The sequence below is a fragment of the Sphingomonas sp. genome, assembly GCF_041661825.1.
GTDB lineage: Bacteria > Pseudomonadota > Alphaproteobacteria > Sphingomonadales > Sphingomonadaceae > Sphingomonas.
The window spans coordinates 1-19,313 of record NZ_JBAZTU010000006.1; the positions used below are offsets into that span (position 1 = coordinate 1).

The following is a 19,313-nucleotide window of genomic DNA, read 5'->3' on the forward strand; positions in this document are numbered from 1 at the left end:
TAAGGACATATAGGAACGGCCTAATTTAACCGAGCTCCTTGCACCTTGAATGCAAGACCCGGAGCCGCCGCCCACATGTCCCTTCATCTGTACCAACAATGTCAAAGAGCGCAAAAGCCCGACGCCAAATCCCACCCCTTTTTACTGGGGCGACCCGGCGCCTGGTTTATGGTGACCGTAAAGGCGAACCGTGTGGTCCGTCGCTGCGGTGCTGGTCATCTAGGTAGGGGCCGCCGGGCCGTCAACGGGTTTTTGCAATTTTCTTACAATGCCCTTCAAAAACCGCGGATTTCTGCGAGTTTACGGCTCTGTAAGACCCTGGCCCTTATGGGCTGTTCCCATGGAATCGGCCGCCAACCCATCGAATCACGTCCCTGAGTCGCTTTCGGAGCAGGTCCGGAGCGCCGTGATCTGGCGTTCCGGCAGCCAGATTCTCGCGCAACTCGTTCAATGGGCTGCCACTTTCCTCGTGATTCGGATCCTCGATCCGCACGACTACGGCCTGTTCGCGATGACTCAGGTGATTCTCGTCCTGCTCAACATGCTCAACGGCTATGGCCTGGCGAGCGGGCTCATCCAGAAGCAGGAGATCGGCCGGAAGGAGATTCGCCAGCTGTTCGGCATGCTGGTGCTGCTGAACTTCGGGCTGGGCGCAGCGCAGTTCCTGCTCGCCCCGCTCGCCGCTGCCTATTACCGGCAGGACATCGTGATGCACCTGTTGCAGGTCCAGGCGCTGCTTTACCTCACCACGCCGTTCATCGCGCTTCCCTATGCGCTGCTGTCGCGCACGCTGGATTTCCGCCTGCAGGCGCGGGTCAACATCATCGCGTCGGTCGCCAGCGCGAGTGCCGCGCTGGCCGGCGCCCTGGCGGGGCTGGGCGTGTGGACGCTGGTGCTTGCCCCCCTCGTCCTGTTCACCGTGCGGGCGATCGGCATGACGGTCGCGGCGAAATCGCTGATGTGGCCGAGCTTCGACTTCCGCGGCGCGGGCCATCTGGCGAAATATGGGGGCGTGATGGCGGCGGGCCAGCTCTTCTGGTTCGCCCAGAGCCAGGCCGACGTGTTCATCGCCGGCCGGCATTTCACGCCGCATATGCTCGGCATCTATACGACCAGCCTGTTTCTCACCCAGATCTTCGTGTCGAAGTTCGTACCGCCGCTCAATGAGGTCGCCTTCTCCGCCTATGCGCGTATCCAGCACGATACCCAGGCCGTGGCGACGGCGTTTACCCGCAGTGTGCGGATCATCATGATCGCTGCCCTGCCCTTTTATTTCGGGCTCGCCGCGACCGCCGAGCCGCTGGTGCTGACCGTGCTCGGCGAGAAATGGGTCGAGACGGTTCCCGTCGTCCATCTGCTCGCGCTGGCGATGCCGTTCATGACCTTGCAGGTCCTGCTCCAGCCGGCCTGCGATGCGCGCGGGCGCCCGGGGATCGGCGTGCGCAACGGCGCGATCGGCGCGATCGTGCTGGCGATCGCGTTCCTGTTCGGGGTGAACTGGGGTCCGGCCGGGCTCGCGACGGCGTGGATTATCGCTTATCCCATCTATCTCGGCATCAGCCTGTGGCGGTCGCTGCCCGTGATCGGCACCAATGTGCGCGCAGTCGCCGATGCGATCGCCCCGGCCCTGCTCGCCGCGCTGGGCATGGCGCTGGCCGTGGTGCTGGTCGACGACATCCTGCCGCCGCTCCATGCCCTGCCCCGGCTCGCGATTCTCGTGGCGACCGGCGGGATCGTCTATGCCGGATGGTTGATGGTGTTCGCGCGCAGCGTCGTCGGCGAGCTGATCGCAATCGTCAGGAAGCAGCCGCTTCCGGCGTAGGGCCCTCCCCGATTCTTCGTCGCCCCGGACGTGTTCCGGGAGCCACCGTGCCGCGAACCAACTGACCGCGACGATGTGGCGCCGTGGACCCCGGAACACGTCCGGGGTGACGGTTTGGTTGTGAGGAAGCGCCGCGTTCGAAAACTACGCCGACTGAATATAGCTCCGCATCGCCTCGGCATCGGCTTCGATCCGGTCGATGCGGTATTTGACGAGGTCGCCGATCGACACCACGCCGATCACCCGGCCGCCCTCGACCACGGGCAGATGCCGGATGCGCCGCCGGGTCATCAGCGAGAGCGCGCCGATCGCCGCCTCGGACGGGCCGACCGTGATCGCGGGCGAGATCATCACCTCGCCGACCTTGCGATCGAGCGCCGCGGCGCCGTCCCGGCTCAGCGCGTGGATCACGTCGCGTTCCGAAAAGATGCCAACCACCTGTGGGCCGTCCATCACCGGCACTGCGCCGATTCGTCGCTCGGCGAGCAGCGCCACTGCCTCGCCCAGGCTTTGATGCGCGGTGATCGAGATCACGTCGCGTCCCTTGCCGGCCAGGATCGCTGCTATCGTCATCGTCCATACTCCCCATGCGCGGCCCGGTAACACCCGAGTCCCTGAGGCGCTTGAGGATTCCACGTTTGCGGCCATATGGGAAGCATGAGCGAACACCCGTCAGGACTCGATGACCCCGAACAGGCGGCATTCGCCTGGCGCCGCTATCGCCGGCTGCTGGGCTGGATGACGCTGGTTTCGCTGTTGTGCGGGCTCGCCGCGGTGCTCGGGCTGCAGCATCTCTATGGACCGCTGTCCTGGGTGGCGATCGCCGCCGCGATCGGCGGGATCGGGGGATCGGTGCTGATGGCCTCCGCATTGATGGGGCTGGTGTTCCTGAGCTCGGGCACCGGCCATGACGAATCGGTCGATGTGCGCGACCATGACGAGGGCGCCCCGCGGCACGACCGGCCCTAGCGTTCCGGCTCCAGTTTCAGCGCGAAGTCGAGCTTCGCCTCGCCATTGGCGGGGACGGTGACGCGCCAGGTCTTCACCCCCTTGCGCTCGATCAGCTTCTCGCTGGCAGAGCCGATCTTGTAGGGAATCTCCAGCTCGAACCACTCCGGCGTGGGGCGCGCATTGGTCACGCGGACCGAATAGGGTTTGCGCCGCTCCGATGCCGGCCGCGCGGCGATGGTGTAGCGGAGGTCGGGGCTCTCGCCGGCGCCGATCTCGACCTCGTCGCCGATCGCGCGGTCGGCAAGGCGGCTTTCGGCGACCAGGATCGGGGCGCCGTCCACCGGCTCGAACAACGCGACGCCGCCCGCCGGCAAGGGCAGACCGAGCCCGTTGCTTTCGCGATTGTCGGCGCGGAGGACGATGCCGGCCGGGGTGCTTTCGGGCTTGTCGTCCTTGTCATAGTCGAATTCGTCGAACGCGCCGGTATGGATCCGTTCGAAGCGCACCTGCTTGCGATCGATCATCGCGACCTGCTTGCTGCTCTGCGCGGCGACCGTGACGCGTTCGGGGATGCGATAGAGCTTCAGGTCGCCCAGTTCCTCCAGCGCCGCGGTCATGACGACGGTGACCGCCACCGGAGAATTATACATGCTTTGGCTTCGCCGCTGAGCCGTCACGACGATATCCTCGCCGTCCGAAAAGCCCATGTTTTCCGACAGCGGCGCTGCCGGTGCCGGGCGCGCGATGCCCCAGCGCGGATAGGTGCTGGTGATGTCCATCGGCCAGCATTGCAGGTGCAGATTGGGCGGCGGCCCCTTGGGCAATGCCGCATTGGCCTCCCGGTTCGGCGCGCCGGCGACTGCCTGGGTATGGGCATCGGCAAAGCCCTGGCTCCCGCCATTGGCGATGGTCATCCAGGCGAACAGATCGAGCGTCTTGCCGTCCTGGCTGAGCCGGGCGACATAATTGGCCGCCCAGTCGAAGCCCTGGGCGAGATAGGAAAGCTGCACCGTCGCGGTCGCCGCCGCCGCGCTGTCCGTGACGACGGAGAGGGTGGGCTTGGCGGACAGGTCGACCGGCACTCCGGGATAGGACAGGGATTCGGGCAGGCCCGAGCAGGACAAGGCCTCGACCCCCGCCGCCGTGGTCAGCAGAACGCCGCCGCCGGGCCCCGACTGGATGACCGCCTCGCCGGTGGTGGTCACGCCGGTGCGGCGATTGGTGCGGCGGAGGGTGACGCGGCGCTTGAGATACGCGTCGACCAGTGCCGCGGGCGACAGCAGCCGGGCATCGCGGTTCTTTTCGTTCACCTGGCGCGGCAGGCCGGTGACGATCGCGCTTTCGGGCAACATGCCCTCCGACACACCCTCGAACCGGATCACCGATCGGCCGGCGGGCACGCGGATCGTGCGCGTCTCGGTGACCAGCGCATAGCCGCCGGGCCAGCCCTGTTCGGCCGCGCCCTGGCTGCGGCCGGGATCGCGGTAGAGCGTGACCGAGACTGTATCGACATGGTCCGATTCGACGATCGTCTGCGCCGTGGCCGGGGCGACAGGAATGGCAAGGAGCGCGGCCAGTGCGACCGGGATGGCCACTCCACGCATCATTGCCTGGTTTCGAAGGTCACGTTCAGCTCGGCGGTACCGTTGGCGGGCACGACGACGCGCCAGACCTTGGCCCCCTTGCGCTCGATCAGCGTGTCGCCGGCCGATCTGATCTTGAGCGGGAGAGGAAGTTCGAACGTCTCGGGCGTCGATCGGGCATTGGTGACGCGCACGGTGAAAGGTGCTGTGTCCTTCGTTCGCGCCAGGCTGGTCGTGACATAACGGATATCGGGGCTGGCGCCGCCGCCCAACTCGACCTCCTCGCCGATCGCGCGATCCTTCAGGCTGCTCTCCCCGACCAGCAAGGAGGCGCCGCCGCCTTTCTCGAACACCGCGACGCCGCCAGCCGGCAACGGCAGGCCGAGGCCGTTGCGGGTGAGATTTTCGGTACGCAGGATCAGCGCGGCGGGCTGGCTCGGCATGGCGTAGGAAGGTGGCGCATAGAACGAGCCGTTGAAATAGCCGGTATAGATGCGCTCGAACTTCACGCCCTTGCGGTCGATCATCGCGACCTGCTTGCGGCTGAGCGCGGCGACGGTGACGGGTTCGGGGATGCGGTAGAGCTTGAGGTCGCCCAGATCCTCCTGCTGCGCCATCATCGGGGGCGGTGCCGGCGGGGGTGGAGGCGGCGGTGCCATAGCCATCATGGGCACGGGCATCACCTCCATGAGGACGCCGTCCCTTTTGTCTTCCTCCATCACCATCTCCGGCGGCGGGGGGCGTTCGATGTCCCAGGCCGGATAGGTGCTGGTGATGTCCATCGGCCAGCATTGCAGCGTCAGCTTGGGCGGCATCCCCTGGGGCAGGTGCGCCGCAGCCTCGCGGTGCAGCCCGCCGGCGACTGCCTGGGTTTTGGCGCGGGCAAAGCCCTGGCTGCCGCCGTTCGCGACGGTCAGCCAGGCGAACAGATCGAGCGTCTTGCCGTCATCGGCGACGCGCGCGACATAATTGGCCGACCAGTCGAAGCCCTGGGCGAGATAGGAAAGCTGCACCGTCGCTGTCGCCGCTTTGGCCGTGTCGGTGACGATCGAAAGGGTCGGCTTGGCGGACAGATCGTCGGGCACGTCGGGATAGCGCAGCGATTCGGGCAGGCCGGAACAGGACAGCGCCTCGACGCCCGCCGCGGTGGTCAGCAGCACGCCGCCGCGCGGGCCCGACTGGATGATCGCTTCTTCGGTCTTCGCCTTGCCGGTCGCGCGGCTCGTTCGGGTGATCATCACCCGGCGCTTGAGATAGGCGTCGACCAACGCGGCGGGCGACAACAGCCGGGCGTCGCGATTCTTCTCGTTCACCGGCCGCGGCAGGCCAGTGACGATCGCGCTTTCGGGCAGCATGCCTTCCGCCACCCCTTCGAAGCGGATGATGGAGCGGCCGGAGGGCACGCGGATCGTGCGCGTCTCGGTGACCAGGGCATAGCCGCCGGGCCAGCCGGGACGGATCGCCCCCTCGCCCCGGCCCGGCTCGCGGTACAGCGTCACCGACACCGCATCGATCCGGTCGGACTGCACGATGGCCTGCCCCGCCGCGGGCCCCGCTAAAGGCAACCCGGCGAGCAGCGCGATCGGGAGGGCGAGACGCCGCACCGTCAGTACCGCGTGTCGAACACCACGCTCAGCGATGCCTTGCCATTGGCCGGCACCGGCACCTTCCATTCCATCCGGTCGGCGGAGATGCGTTCGCCGGTGATGCTCTGATCCGTCACGCGGACGTCGCCCCATAGCCCGTCCTGCGCCAGATCGACCGTCACGGCTTCGGGCCGGGCATTGGTGAAGTCGTAGCGCATCGTCGTGCGCCAGCGGCTCGACGACAGGCGCTTGCGCTCGACGATCACGGCCGCGCCCTTCACGTCGAACGCGTCGCCGGTACGGATCGACATCTGCGATCCCATCGGCGTCGCGGGAATGCGGTTCTCGCCGATGAACTGCGGGTCGCCGCGCGCATCGCGCATATAGACGCGGATCGTGCCGGCCGGGAGCTGATCGCCGAGCCCGCCGCTCTTCGAGGTGGAGAATTTGAGCACGGTCGAGGCGCTGCGCGGATCGGAGGTGGTACCGAGCCAGCCATTGATCCACTCATAGGCCTTGCGCGCCGGCGCACCCTTCACGTCGAGGAAGCTGACCTGCTTCTGCTGCGCATTGGCGATCGTGGTGCGGTCGCTCAGCGGGTAGAGATAATAGTCGCCGAGCCGTTCGCGCGTGCCCGTCTCGGTGCCGGCCTGGTCGATCGCGCCGCCACCGCCGAGCCGCTCGAAGCTGCCGGGGTTGCGATTGGGGTTACCGGCGACGAGCAGCACATCGGCATTGCTATAGGTCGTGCCCGTGCTGTTGGTCAGCGTGACCCAGCCCTGCACGTCGATCGCGCCCTTCGCTTCGTCGAACAGCATGACGTAATCGCTGGTCCAGCCGAGGCCGGGCGTGAGGTAGGACAGGGTGGCGGGCACGCGGCCGGCCCTGGCGACCTGCAGCGTCACCGACAAAGTGGGACGCGCGCGGAGATTCTCCGGCACCTTGTCGAACACAACGCGCACCGGCAGCCCGTCGTCGCGCAGCACCTCGATGCGGTTGCCGATCTGCAGCACGATGCCGCCATTCGCCGCGAGCACCTTGGCCTGTTCGCGCGTCTCCGCACCCGTCGCGGGGTTGGTGCGGACGATGGTGACGACGGAGCCGACTGCCTTTTCCATCAGCTTGTCGGGCGAGAGCAGGTCGAAATCGAAATTCTGCTCGACGATGCCGATGCCGGGGCCGCCCAAGGTGACCGTCTCCGAGCGGATCTGCGCCGAGACGTCGGGGAATTCCTGCCGCGTGCGGCCGGCGGGCAGATCGAGTTGGCGCAGGTCCTGCACCAGCGACTGGCCGTTCTGATAGATGGTGACCGACACATCGCCCTGCGCGCTCGGCCCGGTCGGCAAGGTGGGTGTCGTTTGCGCGCCCGCCGCCGCGGGCAGCGCCGTCAGCGCCAGCAAGGTCCAGAACCGCATCCCCGTCCTCCCAGGTTATGAAGTATCATGCTAGCTGAGCGGTGGTGGAGGTCAATGCTTCTTAACTCCTCCCCGGAACGGGGAGGGGGACCGCGCGCTTCTTCAGCGCATGGTGGAGGGGCTAGGATTCGGGGCAGCTCCTCGCGCTCCAAGCCCCTCCACCATGCGCCGGAAGAGGCGAATGGTCCCCCTCCCCGTGCCGGGGAGGAACAAGAAAAAGGCCGGCCCTGCTTTCGCGGGACCGGCCTGTTTTTCTTGCGTCCGAACCGGATCAGCTGGCGGTCGTCGTCTCGCTCGCCGGCGGACGGCCGCGGCGACGCTTGGGCTTTTCGGCCGGCTCTTCCTCGACGGTCACCGCCGAGATGCTCAGCGACGGCGGCAGCAGATTGGCCTCGAACATCGCGGGCGCCTCTTCCTCTACCGGACGACGCGGCGGGCGACCGCGACGCGGGCGCTCGGCTGGCTGCTCGGCGGCGACTTCGGCGCGCGGTGCTTCCTGGCGGGGAGCCTCCTGACGCGTTTCCTGGCGCGGGGCGTCCTGGCGGACATCCTCGTCCGACGCATAGGTCGCGCGATTGCCGCGATCCTCGCCACGGTTGCCACGATCGTTCCGGTCGTTGCCACCGCGGCCATTGCCGCCCCGGTCATTGCCGTTGCTGCGCTCAGCGCCGTTTCGGTCCTCACGGGCGTAACGGCCATTGCCGTTATCGGCATAGCTGTTGCCGTTGCGATCGCCGCGGTCGTTATTATTGTTGCCGTTGCGCGAACGCGGCAGGTCGTCGTCATACTGGCTGGCCTGATTGCCGTTCTGGCTCTCATTGCCACGGTCCTGGCCGCGATCACGATCCTGGCCCCGGTCCTGACCATTGCCATTGGGCTGACGGGTCTCGCGGACATTATGCTCGCGGGCGATCGGCTCGCCGTCCTCGTCATATTCCTGTTCGTCCTCCTCGAAGGCCGCGCCGCCATTCTGGCGCCGGTTCTCCTCGAAGCGCGAGCGCGTCTCGGCGAGCACACGGAAATAATGATCCGCGAACTGCAGATAATATTCGGTGTTTACACGGTCCCCCTGCATCTGCGCGTCGCGTGCGAGAGTCTTGTACTTCTCAAGCAGCTGAGCGGCGTTGCCGCGCGCGCGATTGTCGATGCGGTTGCCGTTATCCTGGCGGCCCGTATTTCCCTGTGGGCGCTGCTGCTGCCCACCACGACCGCGACGGCGGCCGGCCTGACGATTATTGATCAACTGTTGTGTGTCCTGTCGTTCGTAACCAACCCGGTCGTGCTCCAGAAATGTGGATGCATGCTCCTCGGCGCGTCCTCGCCGATCATCGGCGAAACGTGCCTGCCACGGTCGCCGGACGGCAGCGACTGCATGACGAAGGAGGCGGGCAACAGCCCGTTTTCAACCGGTTATGATGAAAACGCGTGCCCCTGCTCCGCTCAATAGCGGCTGGCGACGCAATCTCCAAGAAGAATATTGTGACGTTTTTGTGCTGATTCAAGTCGCGATGAGCGCGCGCGGGTTATTACCTAGGTCGTAGCGCAGCGTAACCGACAATCCTTGCGCGACGAGCAGCGCGGTGACGGCCTCGGCCTGAGTCGACCCGATCTCCAGGATCGCGACGCCGCCGGGCGCCATCAGGCGCGGAAGCTGAGGCGCGATGAGGCGGTAATCGTCGAGGCCATCGGGGCCGGCAAACAGGGCGGAGGCGGGTTCGTGGTCGCGCACCTCGGCCGGCAGCGTTTCGCCGGTGCCGATATAGGGCGGGTTGGCGAGGATCAGGTCGAACTGGCCCGCGATCGTGTCGGCCCAGTTGCCGGGTTCGAAGCGGGCGCGTGCTTCCATGCCGAGCCGTGCGGCATTGCCCTTCGCCATGTCCAGCGCGGTGGTTGATGCGTCCACGCCGAGACCAGTCGCGCCTGGCCATTGGTCGAGTGCGGCGAGCAGCAAGGTGCCGGGGCCCACGCCGAGATCGAGGATCGTCGCCGGCGCGCGGGCGCCGAAATGGGCGACGGCCGCCTCAATCAGCGCCTCGCTGTCGGCGCGCGGGACAAGGGCGCCGGGGCCGACCTGCAGCTCGATCGTCCAGAAGCCGCGGGTGCCAGTGATATAGGCGATGGGCTCGTGATCCAGGCGGCGGGCGACGAATGGGGCGAAGGTGGGCGGAGCCGGGTCGTCGAGATGGCGGAGGAGCAGGGATTCGCGGGTGGTGCCCAGGGCGTGCGCCATGAGCAGTTCGGCGTCGAGGCGGGGGGTCTGCGAGACCTGGGCGAAGGACGCGGTGGCTTCAGCGAGCGCCTGTCTTGCTCCCCTCCCGCTTGCGGGAGGGGTTGGGGGAGGGCTTGTCACAGTAGTGGACCGGGGAGGACAGGCCCTCCCGGTGCGGCAGCAGCCCTGCCCCCCGGGCAGGGCAAAGAGCCGCCGCACTCCCCTCCCGCAGGCGGGAGGGGGATTTTAGCCATCGAGGCTGGCCAGGCGCTCGGCCTCGTCCTCGGCGATCAGCGCGCCGATGAGTTCGTCCAGCTCGCCCTGCAGGATTTCCGGCAGCCGGTGCAGGGTCAGGTTGATGCGATGATCGGTCACACGCCCCTGCGGGAAATTATAGGTCCGGATCCGCTCCGACCGATCGCCCGACCCCACCATCGACTTGCGCGCACCGGCCCGTTCCGTGTGAAGCCGGTCGCGCTCGAGCTCGTACAGGCGGGTGCGCAACACCTTCATCGCCTTGGCCTTGTTCTTGTGCTGCGACTTCTCGTCCTGCTGGATCACCACCAGGCCCGTCGGGATATGCACGATGCGCACCGCGGAATCGGTTGTGTTGACGGACTGCCCGCCCGGCCCCGAGGACCGGTAGATATCGATGCGCAGGTCCTTGTCGTCGATCTTGACGTCGACCTCCTCCGCCTCGGGCAGTACCGCGACCGTCGCGGCAGAGGTGTGGATGCGCCCACCCGCCTCGGTGACGGGCACGCGCTGCACGCGGTGGACACCGCTTTCGAACTTCAGCCTGGCGAACACGCCCTTGCCCTCGACCGAGGCGATCGCTTCCTTGAAGCCGCCCGATTCGGACGAGGAAGCGGAGATCAACTCGACCCGCCAGCCCTGCGATTCGGCATAGCGCTGGTACATGCGGAACAGGTCGCCCGCGAACAAAGCCGCCTCGTCCCCGCCGGTCCCGGCGCGGATTTCGAGCATCGCAGCGCGCTCGTCCGCGGCGTCGCGCGGCAGCAGCGACAGCGCCAGACCGCGTTCGGCGAGCGGCAGGGTCTCGCGGATCGTCTCGATCTCCTCGCGCGCCATCGCGCGGATCTCGGGATCGGCCTCATTCTCCATGACGGCGAGCACGTTCAGCTCAGCGCGCAGCCGACGCACCTCGCCGGCCGCGCGTGCGACCGGCTCGAGTTCGGCATATTCCTTGGAGACGGCGACGAAACGGTCGGACGGCAGGTCGCCAGTCGCCATCAGCGCCTGCAACTCGTCCCGCCGCGCCTCGATCTGCGCGATCCTCTCCCCCGAGATCGTCGACATCAGGCGCTCAATATCCTTGCAAGATCGCCGAACGGCACCTCGCTCTGCGTTCCGGCGCCAAGGATCTTGACCGCCGCCGCACCCTTGGCGAGTTCGTCGTCGCCGATGATGATCGCGAAGCGTGCACCCTGCGCATCGGCCTTGGCAAGCCGTCGCTTCATATTGCCCTTGAACGCCATGTCCGTCGCGATCCCCGCGCGGCGCAGATCGGCAAGGATGCCCGTCGCACGCGCCTCCGCCGCCTCGCCCATCGGCACGATCACGGCGTCGATCCGCTCGGCTGCCGGTTCGTCGATCAGCATCGCCAGCCGCTCGACACCCGCGGCCCAGCCGACGCCCGGCGTCTCGTTGCCGCCCAGCGCGCCGATCAGCCCGTCATAGCGCCCGCCGGCCAGCACCGTACCCTGCGCGCCAAGCCGGTCAGTGACGAATTCGAACGCGGTGTGCCGGTAATAATCGAGGCCCCGCACCAGCCGCGCATTGCGCGTCCAGGCGACACCCGCCGCGTCGAGACCTTTGGTCACGCTTTCGAAGAAGGCACCGGCCTCGCTGGTCATGAAGGCGTCGATATCAGGCGCGGCATCGGCGATCGGTCGGTCCCTGGGATCCTTGCTGTCGAGGATACGTAGCGGATTGCGCTCCAGCCGATCCTGACTTTCCGCAGACAGATCAGCACGATGCTGCCCGAAATAGGTAATCAGCGCAGCCCGCCAGGCATCGCGCGTCTCGGCATCGCCCAGCGTGTTGAGCTGAAGCGTCACCCCGTCCTGGATGCCAAGCTCGCGCAACAGCTGGTCGGCGAACACCAGCAATTCGACGTCAGCCGCCGGTTCCGCTGCGCCGATCACCTCGGCATCGAGCTGGTGGAACTGGCGATAGCGGCCGGCCTGCGGCGCCTCGTAGCGGAAGACAGGCCCCGTCGTGACGAGCTTCAGCGGCGCATATTGCTGCCAGCCCTCGGTCAGATAGGCGCGCGCGATCCCGGCGGTGAATTCCGGCCGCAGGGTGATCGAGCGCTGGCTCTTGTCCTCGAAGGTGTACATCTCCTTCGACACGACATCGGTCGTCTCGCCGAGCGAGCGGGAGAAGACCTCGGTCGCTTCGAAGACGGGGATTTCGAGGCGGCGGAACGCGTAGAGGCGCCGCACCGTCTCGAACGCTTCGAGCACGCGCGCGAAGCGCCGTTGCTCGTCGCCGAAGATATCCTGCGTGCCGCGGATGCGCTTGGGGGTTTCGATACGGGCCATAAAGGCGCGCTATCTATGCGAGGGCGACGCCAAGCGCTAGCCTTTGGATAATGTGCGCCGAACCATTGGCGCGCCAGAAATCGAGGATGATGCCATGCAGCTCGGCAGGAAGATCGCGCCGACCCGGTTTGTCGCCTTCGTCCTGGTGTTCGCCGCGGGCCTCGCGCTCCTCATCCCGCGCCTGGGCAGCGGCCTCGGCACCATGGCCGCGTTCGACATCGCCAGCGCCCTGTTCCTGTTGCTGGTCGCGCCCCTGTTGCGCGACCGGGCCGACGACATGCGCCAGCATGCCAAGGACAATGACGCCAACCGGGCGCTGTTGCTAGGGCTGACGGCGCTGGTGTCGCTGGTCATCCTCGTCTCGGTCGCGAGCGAGATGATGAGCGGAAAGAACAGCCCGCTGACCACCAGCCTGCTGGTCGCCACGCTGGTGCTGGCCTGGCTGTTCTCGAACACGATCTATGCGCTGCACTATGCGCATCTGTTCTATTCGCGCACCGGGGGCGGCGGCGATGCCGGGGGAATCGAGATTCCGCACGCGAAGGAGCCCGATTACTGGGACTTCGTCTATTTCAGCTTCACCTTGGGCATGACCTTCCAGACATCGGACAGCCAGATCACCTCGGCCCGCATCCGGCGCGTGGTGATCGGGCATTGCCTCGCCGCCTTCGTATTCAACATCGGCGTGCTGGCTTTTTCGATCAACGTGCTCGGCGGCTGATCAGCGCTCGCGGCGCACCGTCACCGGGCCCTGGCCCTTGATGTCGAAGAAATGCGCGCCGAGCATGCTGCGGCGATAGCTTACGACATCGCCCACGACAGGCCGCCGGCCGCTGCTCGTCGTCGTGCTCCACACGCTGCCGTCCGCCAGGCGAAGCTCGAACAGACCGAAGTTCATCGGCGAGATGCCGACGATCGTGCTGCGGAAGCCGGATTTCTTTTCCGCGGTCTTGGGCGGCTTGGGCGCCTTGGCCTCGCGCAGGCCGGTGCGATTGACCGGCTGGGCCGGCTCGGCCGTCGGCGCCTCGGCCGGCGCGCCCTGCTGCCGGTCGTAACAGGCGAGGCGCTGAGTCGGATCGGCGATCGACCGGCAATCCTGCGCCTGCGCCGGCACCGTCATGACTCCGCCGAGAACCAGGGCGGCCGAAAGTGCCGCCGACCGACATATGCTGAGTGTCACCGAACCCGCTCCTATAGGATATATAATCTGGAACCCTAGCGCGGCGGAAAGGCGGACGCCATAGCTGCGTTGCGGCTCAGGCAGCGTCGGCAACCTCCAGGAGACCCTGCCCGCGCATCCGTTCCGCGTCGCGCGCCGGTGGGCAACCGAACATCCGCGCATATTCCCGGCTGAACTGCGACGCGCTTTCATAACCGACCGAATAGGCAGCGCGCGACGCATCGGCGCTGGCGATCAGCAGGCGCCGCGCCTGGTGGAGGCGAAGCGATTTCTGATATTGCAGCGGGCTCATCGCCGTGGCTGCCTTGAAATGCCGGTGGAAGGAAGCGAGGCTCATTCCCGCGATGTCGGCCAGCGCCTCAACCCGAAGCGACTTGTCGAAATGCGTGCGGATCCAGCCGATCGCGGCGCGCACCTGCGACAGGCGGCTGTCGGCCATCGCCGCCTGGCGGAGCAGGCCGCCCTGCGGCCCCTGCAAGATGTGATAGAGGATCTCGCGCTCGAGCATCGGCGCGAGCACCGGCACATCCTCCGGCGTCTCGAACAGGCCGAGCAGCCGCGCCCATCCGTCGAGCAATCGAGGCGGCACGGCGCCGACCGCGAAGCCAAGCGTCTGCTCCTCCGCGCGCGGCGGCATGTCCGACAGGAGCGTCGTCACCGCATCCTGGTTCAGCGTCATGCTGACGACGATATAGGGCTTGTCGGCGCTCGCCTTGACGACGCAGCCCGTCACCGGCAGCTCGATCGAGGCGATCAGCTGATCTCCCGCGCCATAATCGAGCACCCGGTCGCCGATCATCACCTGTTTCGCGCCCTGCAGGACAATGCAGATCATCGGTTCGTACATGCCGGGCATCGAACCGGTCGGAGCGCCGCTGACATGCATGGCGAGGCGCGGGATCACCCCGCCGCGCCGGCCATCGTCATGATGCCTGAGGGCAAGGGCGCACAATCGATCGAGCTGTTCCTGCATGGCGGCAACATGGCGCGCGCGACGGGCGAAACAAGCGCGCCTGATAGAATCAGGCAAGAACTCGACACGATCGGGCGCCCGGATCGCGGCGCCGACGACCAGATGAGGGCCCGCACCTGTTTCCTCAAAGGAGATCCCCCATGACCAGCAATTTCGGCGCCACCACGACCACTGACGAGGTGCTCGACGGCGTATCCCTGCGCGGCAAGCGCATCCTGGTGACCGGCGTGTCGGCCGGCCTCGGCGTCGAGACCGCCCGCGTCCTCGCCGCGCACGGCGCGCAGGTCGTCGGCGCCGCGCGCGACCTCGACAAGGCGCACCGCGCGACCGAGGTGGTCCGCGACCAGGCAGCCAATGGCGGCGGCCTCGAACTGGTCGAGCTCGATCTCGCGAACCTCGCCAGCGTGCGCGCCTGCGCCGATGCGCTGCTTGCCGATGGCCGCCGCTTCGACGTGGTCATCGCCAATGCCGGCGTGATGGCCACGCCGCAGGGCACGACCGCCGACGGCTTCGAGACTCAGTTCGGCACCAACCATCTCGGCCATTTCGTGCTGGTCAATCGCATCGCCTCGCTGATCAATCCGGGCGGGCGGCTGGTGAACCTGTCCTCGGCGGGGCACCGTTTCGCCGATGTCGATCTCGACGATCCGAATTTCGCGCATACGCCTTATACCGAGTTCGTTGCCTATGGCCGGTCCAAGACGGCCAATGCGCTGTTCGCCGTCGAATTCGACCGGCGCCACAAGGACCAGGGCATCCGCGCGGCGGCAGTCCATCCCGGCGGCATCCACACCGAGCTCGCGCGGCACATGACGCCGGAGGCGATGGAGGCGTTGATCAAATCGATCAACGACGCCCAGAAGGCAGCCGGCGGCGAGGACTATCGTTTCAAGACCATCCCGCAAGGCGCCGCGACCTCGGTCTGGGCCGCGATCGTCGCAGCACCCGAAGAGGTGGGCGGCCATTATTGCGAGGATTGCCATGTCGCCGAGATCGTCGAGGGCGACGACATCCGCGGCGGCGTGCGCTCCTATGCGATCGACCCCGAGCATGCCCGGGCGCTCTGGGCGAAAAGCGAGGAGATGGTCGGCGAGCGGTTCGCCGAGCCAGCGCTCGGCTAACCGGTGATCAGGGCGCGCCGCCATTCGCGGCGCGCAGGATCAGCCCGGCGATCTCGCGCGGATGGGTGACGAGCGACAAATGGCCTGAATCGAGCTCGATGGTCGTCGCCTTCATCCGCCGCGCGAGGAAGCGCTCCAGGTCCGGATTGGTCGTCCGGTCGTTGCGCGAGACCGCGTAGAAGCTCGGCTTGTTGCGCCATGCCGCCTGGGTGGTGCGGCTGTCGAACAAGGTGTCGGAGATCGGCCCCTGCACGGCATAGAGCGCGCGGGCCCGCACCGGATCGACGCCATTGGCGAAGTCGCGCAGGAACGCCTGCTCGCTCAGTTGGGCGAAACCCCCGGCATGAGTGAGCCCGGCCGAGGCCGGCGCCGTCGGGAAAGTCCTCGTCAGCGCCGGATAATCCTCCCCGGCATCGGGCGCGCGGGCCGCGACATAGACCAGGGCGGCGACCTTGGGATCGACGCCCGCTTCGCTGATCACCATCCCGGCATAGCTGTGGCCCACCAGCACCACCGGCCCGTCCTGCAATGCCAGGGCCCGCCGGGTCGCGGCGACATCGTCAGCGAGCGAGGTCAGCGGGTTCTGCACCGCGGTCACGTTCATGCCCGCCGCCTGGAGCAACGGGATCACCTCGCTCCAGCTCGATCCGTCGGCATAGGCGCCGTGCACCAGCACGACATTGCGCACCTTCGGCGCGGCGGCGCGGGCGACCGGCGCCAGCACGGCACTCGCCACGGCAGCGCCCAGGGTCAGGGTGAAAGTCCGGCGATCCATCATGACTCTGCTCCTCACGGGGTATGACGGACCCGGATATCGGCCGCGCGATGGGCTGGTGCCATCATACGAAGGGGTGGCCCGACCCTAAACCACCGTATGATGGTTCGTCGGACAGCGATCGGGGATCACTGCAACCCTCAGCAGCGTGCGTGCTGCCTGGAGGGGATAGCCATGATGATGACGACGATCAATCGCGTTGCGCAAAACGCCCGAGTGACCGTCCTGCCACCAGCGCCCGAGCCAGGCCCCGAACTCAGCAATGCGGATGAGATCAACCACCGCGTCGCGAACAGCCTTCAGCTGCTCTCGGCGATGGTCTCGGCCGAAGCGCGCGGCATCCAGGATCCGGCGGCCGCCGCCGCGCTCGACATGACGCTCCGCCGGATCGGCGCCATCGCCGGCGTCCACCGCCAGCTCTACCGCTCGCACCAGGGCGCCATGGTCAATCTGGGCACCTATCTCGACGAGCTTGGCGGCGAACTGGAGCAGAGCGTCGCCGATCCGGCCGCCGGCCGCTTCGTCATCGTCCACGCCGCCGGCGTCGTGGTACCCGCCGAGGAAGCGACCTCGATCGGCATCATCGTCTCGGAAATCGTCACCAACGCCTTCAAATATGCCTATGCGCCGGGCGCGTCCGGTATCGTCAGCATCGCGTTGCGCGCGGGCGGGCGCGGCGGCTATCTGCTCGAGGTCAAGGATTGCGGCCGCGGGCGCGACCCGAACGAGGCCGCCCGGGGCACGGGCCTTGGCGGCCAACTGGTCGGGATGATGGCGATGCGGCTGGGCGGCCATTATGCCTGGCTCGACGCCAATCCCGGCACCTGTTTCGAGTTGTGCGTCGGGAAGCGATGATTCCGCTTCGCCAATCCTCACTGCAACTGTTGCGCTCACGCACCCTCTCGTCCAGCGTGGAAGCCGTCTGGTCGGGATGGCCCCGGCAGTGGCGGGAGGCGATGATGCGCGAAGACAGGGAGGGAAGGCGGCTGGCCGCCCGCCTGCGCATCGCCGCGGCGATGATCGTCGCGCTCGGCATCTTCGCACTCGACATCTTGAGCCCGCTGCAGGGCGCCGTTGCCGTGCTCTACACCACGGTCGTCCTGATCGCAGCGCGCGGCAATGATCGCATGCTCGTGCTCGCCGCGGGATCCGTCTGCGCCCTGCTGGCCATGACCGGCTATATCGTCAGCCACTGGGCCGAGCCGCTTGGCTCCCCCGCGATGCGCCTCGCCGTCAGCCTGATCGCGATCGGCATCACCACCATCCTGTCGGCGCAGCATCTGTCGGACATCGAGGCGCGCCGTCGGTCCGAGGAACAATATCGCACCATCTTCAATGCCGCGGGCTTCCCGATCTGGGAGTCGGACTGGTCGACCGCCTTTGCCCTGTTGCGGGATGGACGCGAGGCCGACCAGGAAATCGTCGAACAGGCGGCGCGCGGGGCGCGCCTCCGCGACGCCAACCTCGCCGCGGCGCGCCTGTTCGGCTTGCCCGACCGCGAGACGCTCATCAGCGGCGGCATCTTCCGCCACTATACGCCCGTCGGCGGCGCGGCGCTGATCCGCATCTTCAATGCGCTGAAGCGCGGCGAGGGCTGGATCGAGGAGGAATCGCAGTTCCTGACTCTCTCGGGCGAGATCGTCGATGTCGTGCTGCGGGTGACCCTGCCGCAAGACAATCGCGGCTGGTCGCGCGTGCTGATCATGGCGCTCGACGTCACCGAGCGGAACCGCGCCCAGGCCCGTTTCGCCCAGGCCCAGGCCGAACTGACTCATGTCGCGCGCGTCACCACGCTCGGCCAGCTTGCCGCGTCGATCGCGCATGAGGTCAACCAGCCGCTCTCGGCAATCATCACCTATGCCAAATCGGGCAAGCGCTGGCTGGCGCGCGAGGCGCCGGGCGCTGCGGAGGTGGCCGACTGCCTCGACCATATCGCCTCCAACGGCACCCGCGCCGCGAGCGTGATCGAGCGAATCCGCAATCTCGCCCGCCGGGCCGAACCGAAGCAGAGCCGGATCGACCTCGCCGCGCTGATCGAGGAAACGATCGCGCTGCTCGACCGTGATTTCCAGGCGAACCATGTCATGGTTCAGGCCGCGATCCCGGAGGGCCTTCCCGAAGTGACCGGCGACCGGGTGCAGATCCAGCAGGTGCTGATGAACCTGATGCTGAATGCGGAGCAGGCGATGGCGCAGAACCCGCTCGACCGCCGCGACCTGTGCCTCGACGCCGCGTCCGACGGCACCGGCGTGACCGTTACGGTGCGCGATTGCGGCCCCGGTATCGCCGGCGACGATCCGGAAGCACTGTTCCGCCCCTTCTTCACCACCAAGAAGGACGGCATGGGCATGGGCCTGTCGATCTGCCGCTCGATCGTCGAGCAGCATGGCGGCACCTTGACCGCCGGCAACCACCCCGAGGGCGGCGCGCGCTTCCGCTTTCGCCTGCCCGTCGCCGAAGACGAAAGGGCCGCGGCATGACCATCGATCAGGGCTGTGTGTGCGTCATCGACGATGACGAGGATGTGCGGGGCTCGCTCGGCAGCCTGTTCCGCTCGACCGGGCTGGCCGTTGCGCTTCACGATTCCACTGCTTCCTTCCTTGCCGCGGGCGTGCCCGGCCTCCCCTCCTGCCTGGTGCTCGACATCAGGCTCAGGGGCGAGAACGGGCTCGATTTCCAGGAGGGGCTCGCCGCGCGGGGGATCGAGATCCCGGTCATCCTGATCACCGGGCACGGCGACATCCCGATGACGGTGCGCGCGATGAAGGCGGGCGCCGTCGATTTCCTGCCCAAGCCGTTCAGCGAGGACCAGATGCTCGAAGCGGTCGCCGGGGCGATCGAGCGCGACCGGGCGCGCCGCGCCGAATCGGCCGGCACCGAGCGGCTGAAACAGCTCTATGCAACCCTCACCCCGCGCGAGCGGGAAGTGATGGGGCTGGTCGTCACCGGGCTGATGAACAAGCAGGTCGCCGGTCGCATGGAGCTGTCCGAGATCACGGTGAAGATCCACCGCGGCAATGTGATGCGCAAGATGGAGGCGCAGTCGCTTGCCGACCTGGTGCGCATGGCCGAGCAGCTCGGCGTGCGTGACGAATCGATCCACCGGTTTAACGCCTGAGTATAATGGCGAA

General features: G+C 67.3%; 19 protein-coding genes. 8 read left to right on the forward strand and 11 right to left on the reverse strand.

What is annotated here, in order from left to right; all coding sequences use genetic code 11:
- Positions 1 to 340: 340 nt before the first annotated feature.
- A complete protein-coding gene (locus tag WC729_RS25060) occupies positions 341 to 1,822 on the forward strand; it encodes a lipopolysaccharide biosynthesis protein (RefSeq protein ID WP_372857191.1) in 1,482 nt (493 codons plus the stop codon).
- A gap of 144 nt (positions 1,823 to 1,966) precedes the next feature.
- On the opposite strand, the gene WC729_RS25065 is transcribed toward WC729_RS25060, so the two are convergent.
- Positions 1,967 to 2,395, reverse strand: a complete 429-nt coding sequence (locus WC729_RS25065; protein WP_372857192.1) for a CBS domain-containing protein — start codon at positions 2,393 to 2,395, stop codon at positions 1,967 to 1,969.
- A gap of 84 nt (positions 2,396 to 2,479) precedes the next feature.
- On the opposite strand from WC729_RS25065, the gene WC729_RS25070 reads away from it, so the two are divergent.
- On the forward strand, positions 2,480 to 2,791 hold the full coding sequence (locus WC729_RS25070; protein ID WP_372857193.1) for a hypothetical protein: 312 nt from the start codon (positions 2,480 to 2,482) through the stop codon (positions 2,789 to 2,791).
- On the opposite strand, the gene WC729_RS25075 is transcribed toward WC729_RS25070, so the two are convergent.
- From WC729_RS25075 to hisS, 7 genes are all read right to left on the reverse strand, one after another.
- Positions 2,788 to 4,377, reverse strand: coding sequence for a DUF4139 domain-containing protein (locus WC729_RS25075; RefSeq protein ID WP_372857194.1), 1,590 nt, complete (start codon positions 4,375 to 4,377; stop codon positions 2,788 to 2,790). The two genes, WC729_RS25070 and WC729_RS25075, sit on opposite strands and share 4 nt — an antisense overlap.
- Positions 4,377 to 5,960 (reverse strand): DUF4139 domain-containing protein, encoded by a 1,584-nt coding sequence (locus WC729_RS25080; protein WP_372857195.1) that lies wholly within the window; start codon positions 5,958 to 5,960, stop codon positions 4,377 to 4,379. The genes WC729_RS25075 and WC729_RS25080 overlap by 1 nt, the downstream gene beginning before the upstream one ends.
- Before the next feature lie 2 nt (positions 5,961 to 5,962).
- Positions 5,963 to 7,357 (reverse strand): DUF4139 domain-containing protein, encoded by a 1,395-nt coding sequence (locus WC729_RS25085; protein WP_372857196.1) that lies wholly within the window; start codon positions 7,355 to 7,357, stop codon positions 5,963 to 5,965.
- Positions 7,358 to 7,628: 271 nt separating this feature from the next.
- On the reverse strand, positions 7,629 to 8,600 hold the full coding sequence (locus WC729_RS25090) for a DUF4167 domain-containing protein (RefSeq protein WP_372857197.1): 972 nt from the start codon (positions 8,598 to 8,600) through the stop codon (positions 7,629 to 7,631).
- Positions 8,601 to 8,855: 255 nt separating this feature from the next.
- Positions 8,856 to 9,707, reverse strand: a complete 852-nt coding sequence (prmC, locus tag WC729_RS25095; protein ID WP_372857198.1) for a peptide chain release factor N(5)-glutamine methyltransferase — start codon at positions 9,705 to 9,707, stop codon at positions 8,856 to 8,858.
- Between the two features lie 105 nt (positions 9,708 to 9,812).
- The gene (gene prfA / locus WC729_RS25100) at positions 9,813 to 10,886 is read right to left on the reverse strand and encodes a peptide chain release factor 1 (RefSeq protein ID WP_372857199.1); all 1,074 of its coding nucleotides are present in this window, start codon (positions 10,884 to 10,886) and stop codon (positions 9,813 to 9,815) included.
- Positions 10,886 to 12,133: a histidine--tRNA ligase gene (gene hisS / locus WC729_RS25105; RefSeq protein WP_372857200.1), complete on the reverse strand. Its 1,248-nt coding sequence runs from the start codon at positions 12,131 to 12,133 to the stop codon at positions 10,886 to 10,888. The genes prfA and hisS overlap by 1 nt, the downstream gene beginning before the upstream one ends.
- 94 nt (positions 12,134 to 12,227) lie before the next feature.
- Here hisS and WC729_RS25110 point away from each other — a divergent pair, with 94 nt between their 5' ends.
- On the forward strand, positions 12,228 to 12,854 hold the full coding sequence (locus WC729_RS25110; RefSeq protein WP_372857201.1) for a DUF1345 domain-containing protein: 627 nt from the start codon (positions 12,228 to 12,230) through the stop codon (positions 12,852 to 12,854).
- On the opposite strand, the gene WC729_RS25115 is transcribed toward WC729_RS25110, so the two are convergent.
- Positions 12,855 to 13,313: a hypothetical protein gene (locus WC729_RS25115; protein ID WP_372857202.1), complete on the reverse strand. Its 459-nt coding sequence runs from the start codon at positions 13,311 to 13,313 to the stop codon at positions 12,855 to 12,857.
- A gap of 76 nt (positions 13,314 to 13,389) precedes the next feature.
- A complete protein-coding gene (locus WC729_RS25120; RefSeq protein WP_372857203.1) occupies positions 13,390 to 14,160 on the reverse strand; it encodes an AraC family transcriptional regulator N-terminal domain-containing protein in 771 nt (256 codons plus the stop codon).
- Positions 14,161 to 14,193: 33 nt separating this feature from the next.
- Here WC729_RS25120 and WC729_RS25125 point away from each other — a divergent pair, with 33 nt between their 5' ends.
- Both WC729_RS25125 and WC729_RS25130 read left to right on the forward strand, forming a co-directional pair.
- Positions 14,194 to 14,430, forward strand: coding sequence for a hypothetical protein (locus tag WC729_RS25125; RefSeq protein ID WP_372857204.1), 237 nt, complete (start codon positions 14,194 to 14,196; stop codon positions 14,428 to 14,430).
- Entirely contained in the window at positions 14,427 to 15,407 is a 981-nt protein-coding gene (locus tag WC729_RS25130; RefSeq protein WP_372857205.1) for an SDR family NAD(P)-dependent oxidoreductase, read from the forward strand. Before WC729_RS25125 ends, WC729_RS25130 begins: the two co-directional genes overlap by 4 nt.
- A 7-nt stretch (positions 15,408 to 15,414) precedes the next feature.
- On the opposite strand, the gene WC729_RS25135 is transcribed toward WC729_RS25130, so the two are convergent.
- The gene (locus tag WC729_RS25135) at positions 15,415 to 16,185 is read right to left on the reverse strand and encodes an alpha/beta fold hydrolase (protein ID WP_372857206.1); all 771 of its coding nucleotides are present in this window, start codon (positions 16,183 to 16,185) and stop codon (positions 15,415 to 15,417) included.
- 171 nt (positions 16,186 to 16,356) lie between these two features.
- Here WC729_RS25135 and WC729_RS25140 point away from each other — a divergent pair, with 171 nt between their 5' ends.
- The 3 genes from WC729_RS25140 (at position 16,357) to WC729_RS25150 (ending at position 19,300) form a co-directional block, all read left to right on the forward strand.
- Positions 16,357 to 17,037 carry a sensor histidine kinase gene (locus WC729_RS25140; RefSeq protein WP_372857207.1) on the forward strand — a complete coding sequence of 227 codons (681 nt, stop codon included), beginning with the start codon at positions 16,357 to 16,359 and terminating at the stop codon, positions 17,035 to 17,037.
- Positions 17,038 to 17,141: 104 nt separating this feature from the next.
- Positions 17,142 to 18,662: a sensor histidine kinase gene (locus WC729_RS25145; protein WP_372857208.1), complete on the forward strand. Its 1,521-nt coding sequence runs from the start codon at positions 17,142 to 17,144 to the stop codon at positions 18,660 to 18,662.
- Entirely contained in the window at positions 18,659 to 19,300 is a 642-nt protein-coding gene (locus tag WC729_RS25150) for a response regulator transcription factor (RefSeq protein ID WP_372857209.1), read from the forward strand. Before WC729_RS25145 ends, WC729_RS25150 begins: the two co-directional genes overlap by 4 nt.
- Positions 19,301 to 19,313 lie beyond the last annotated feature (13 nt).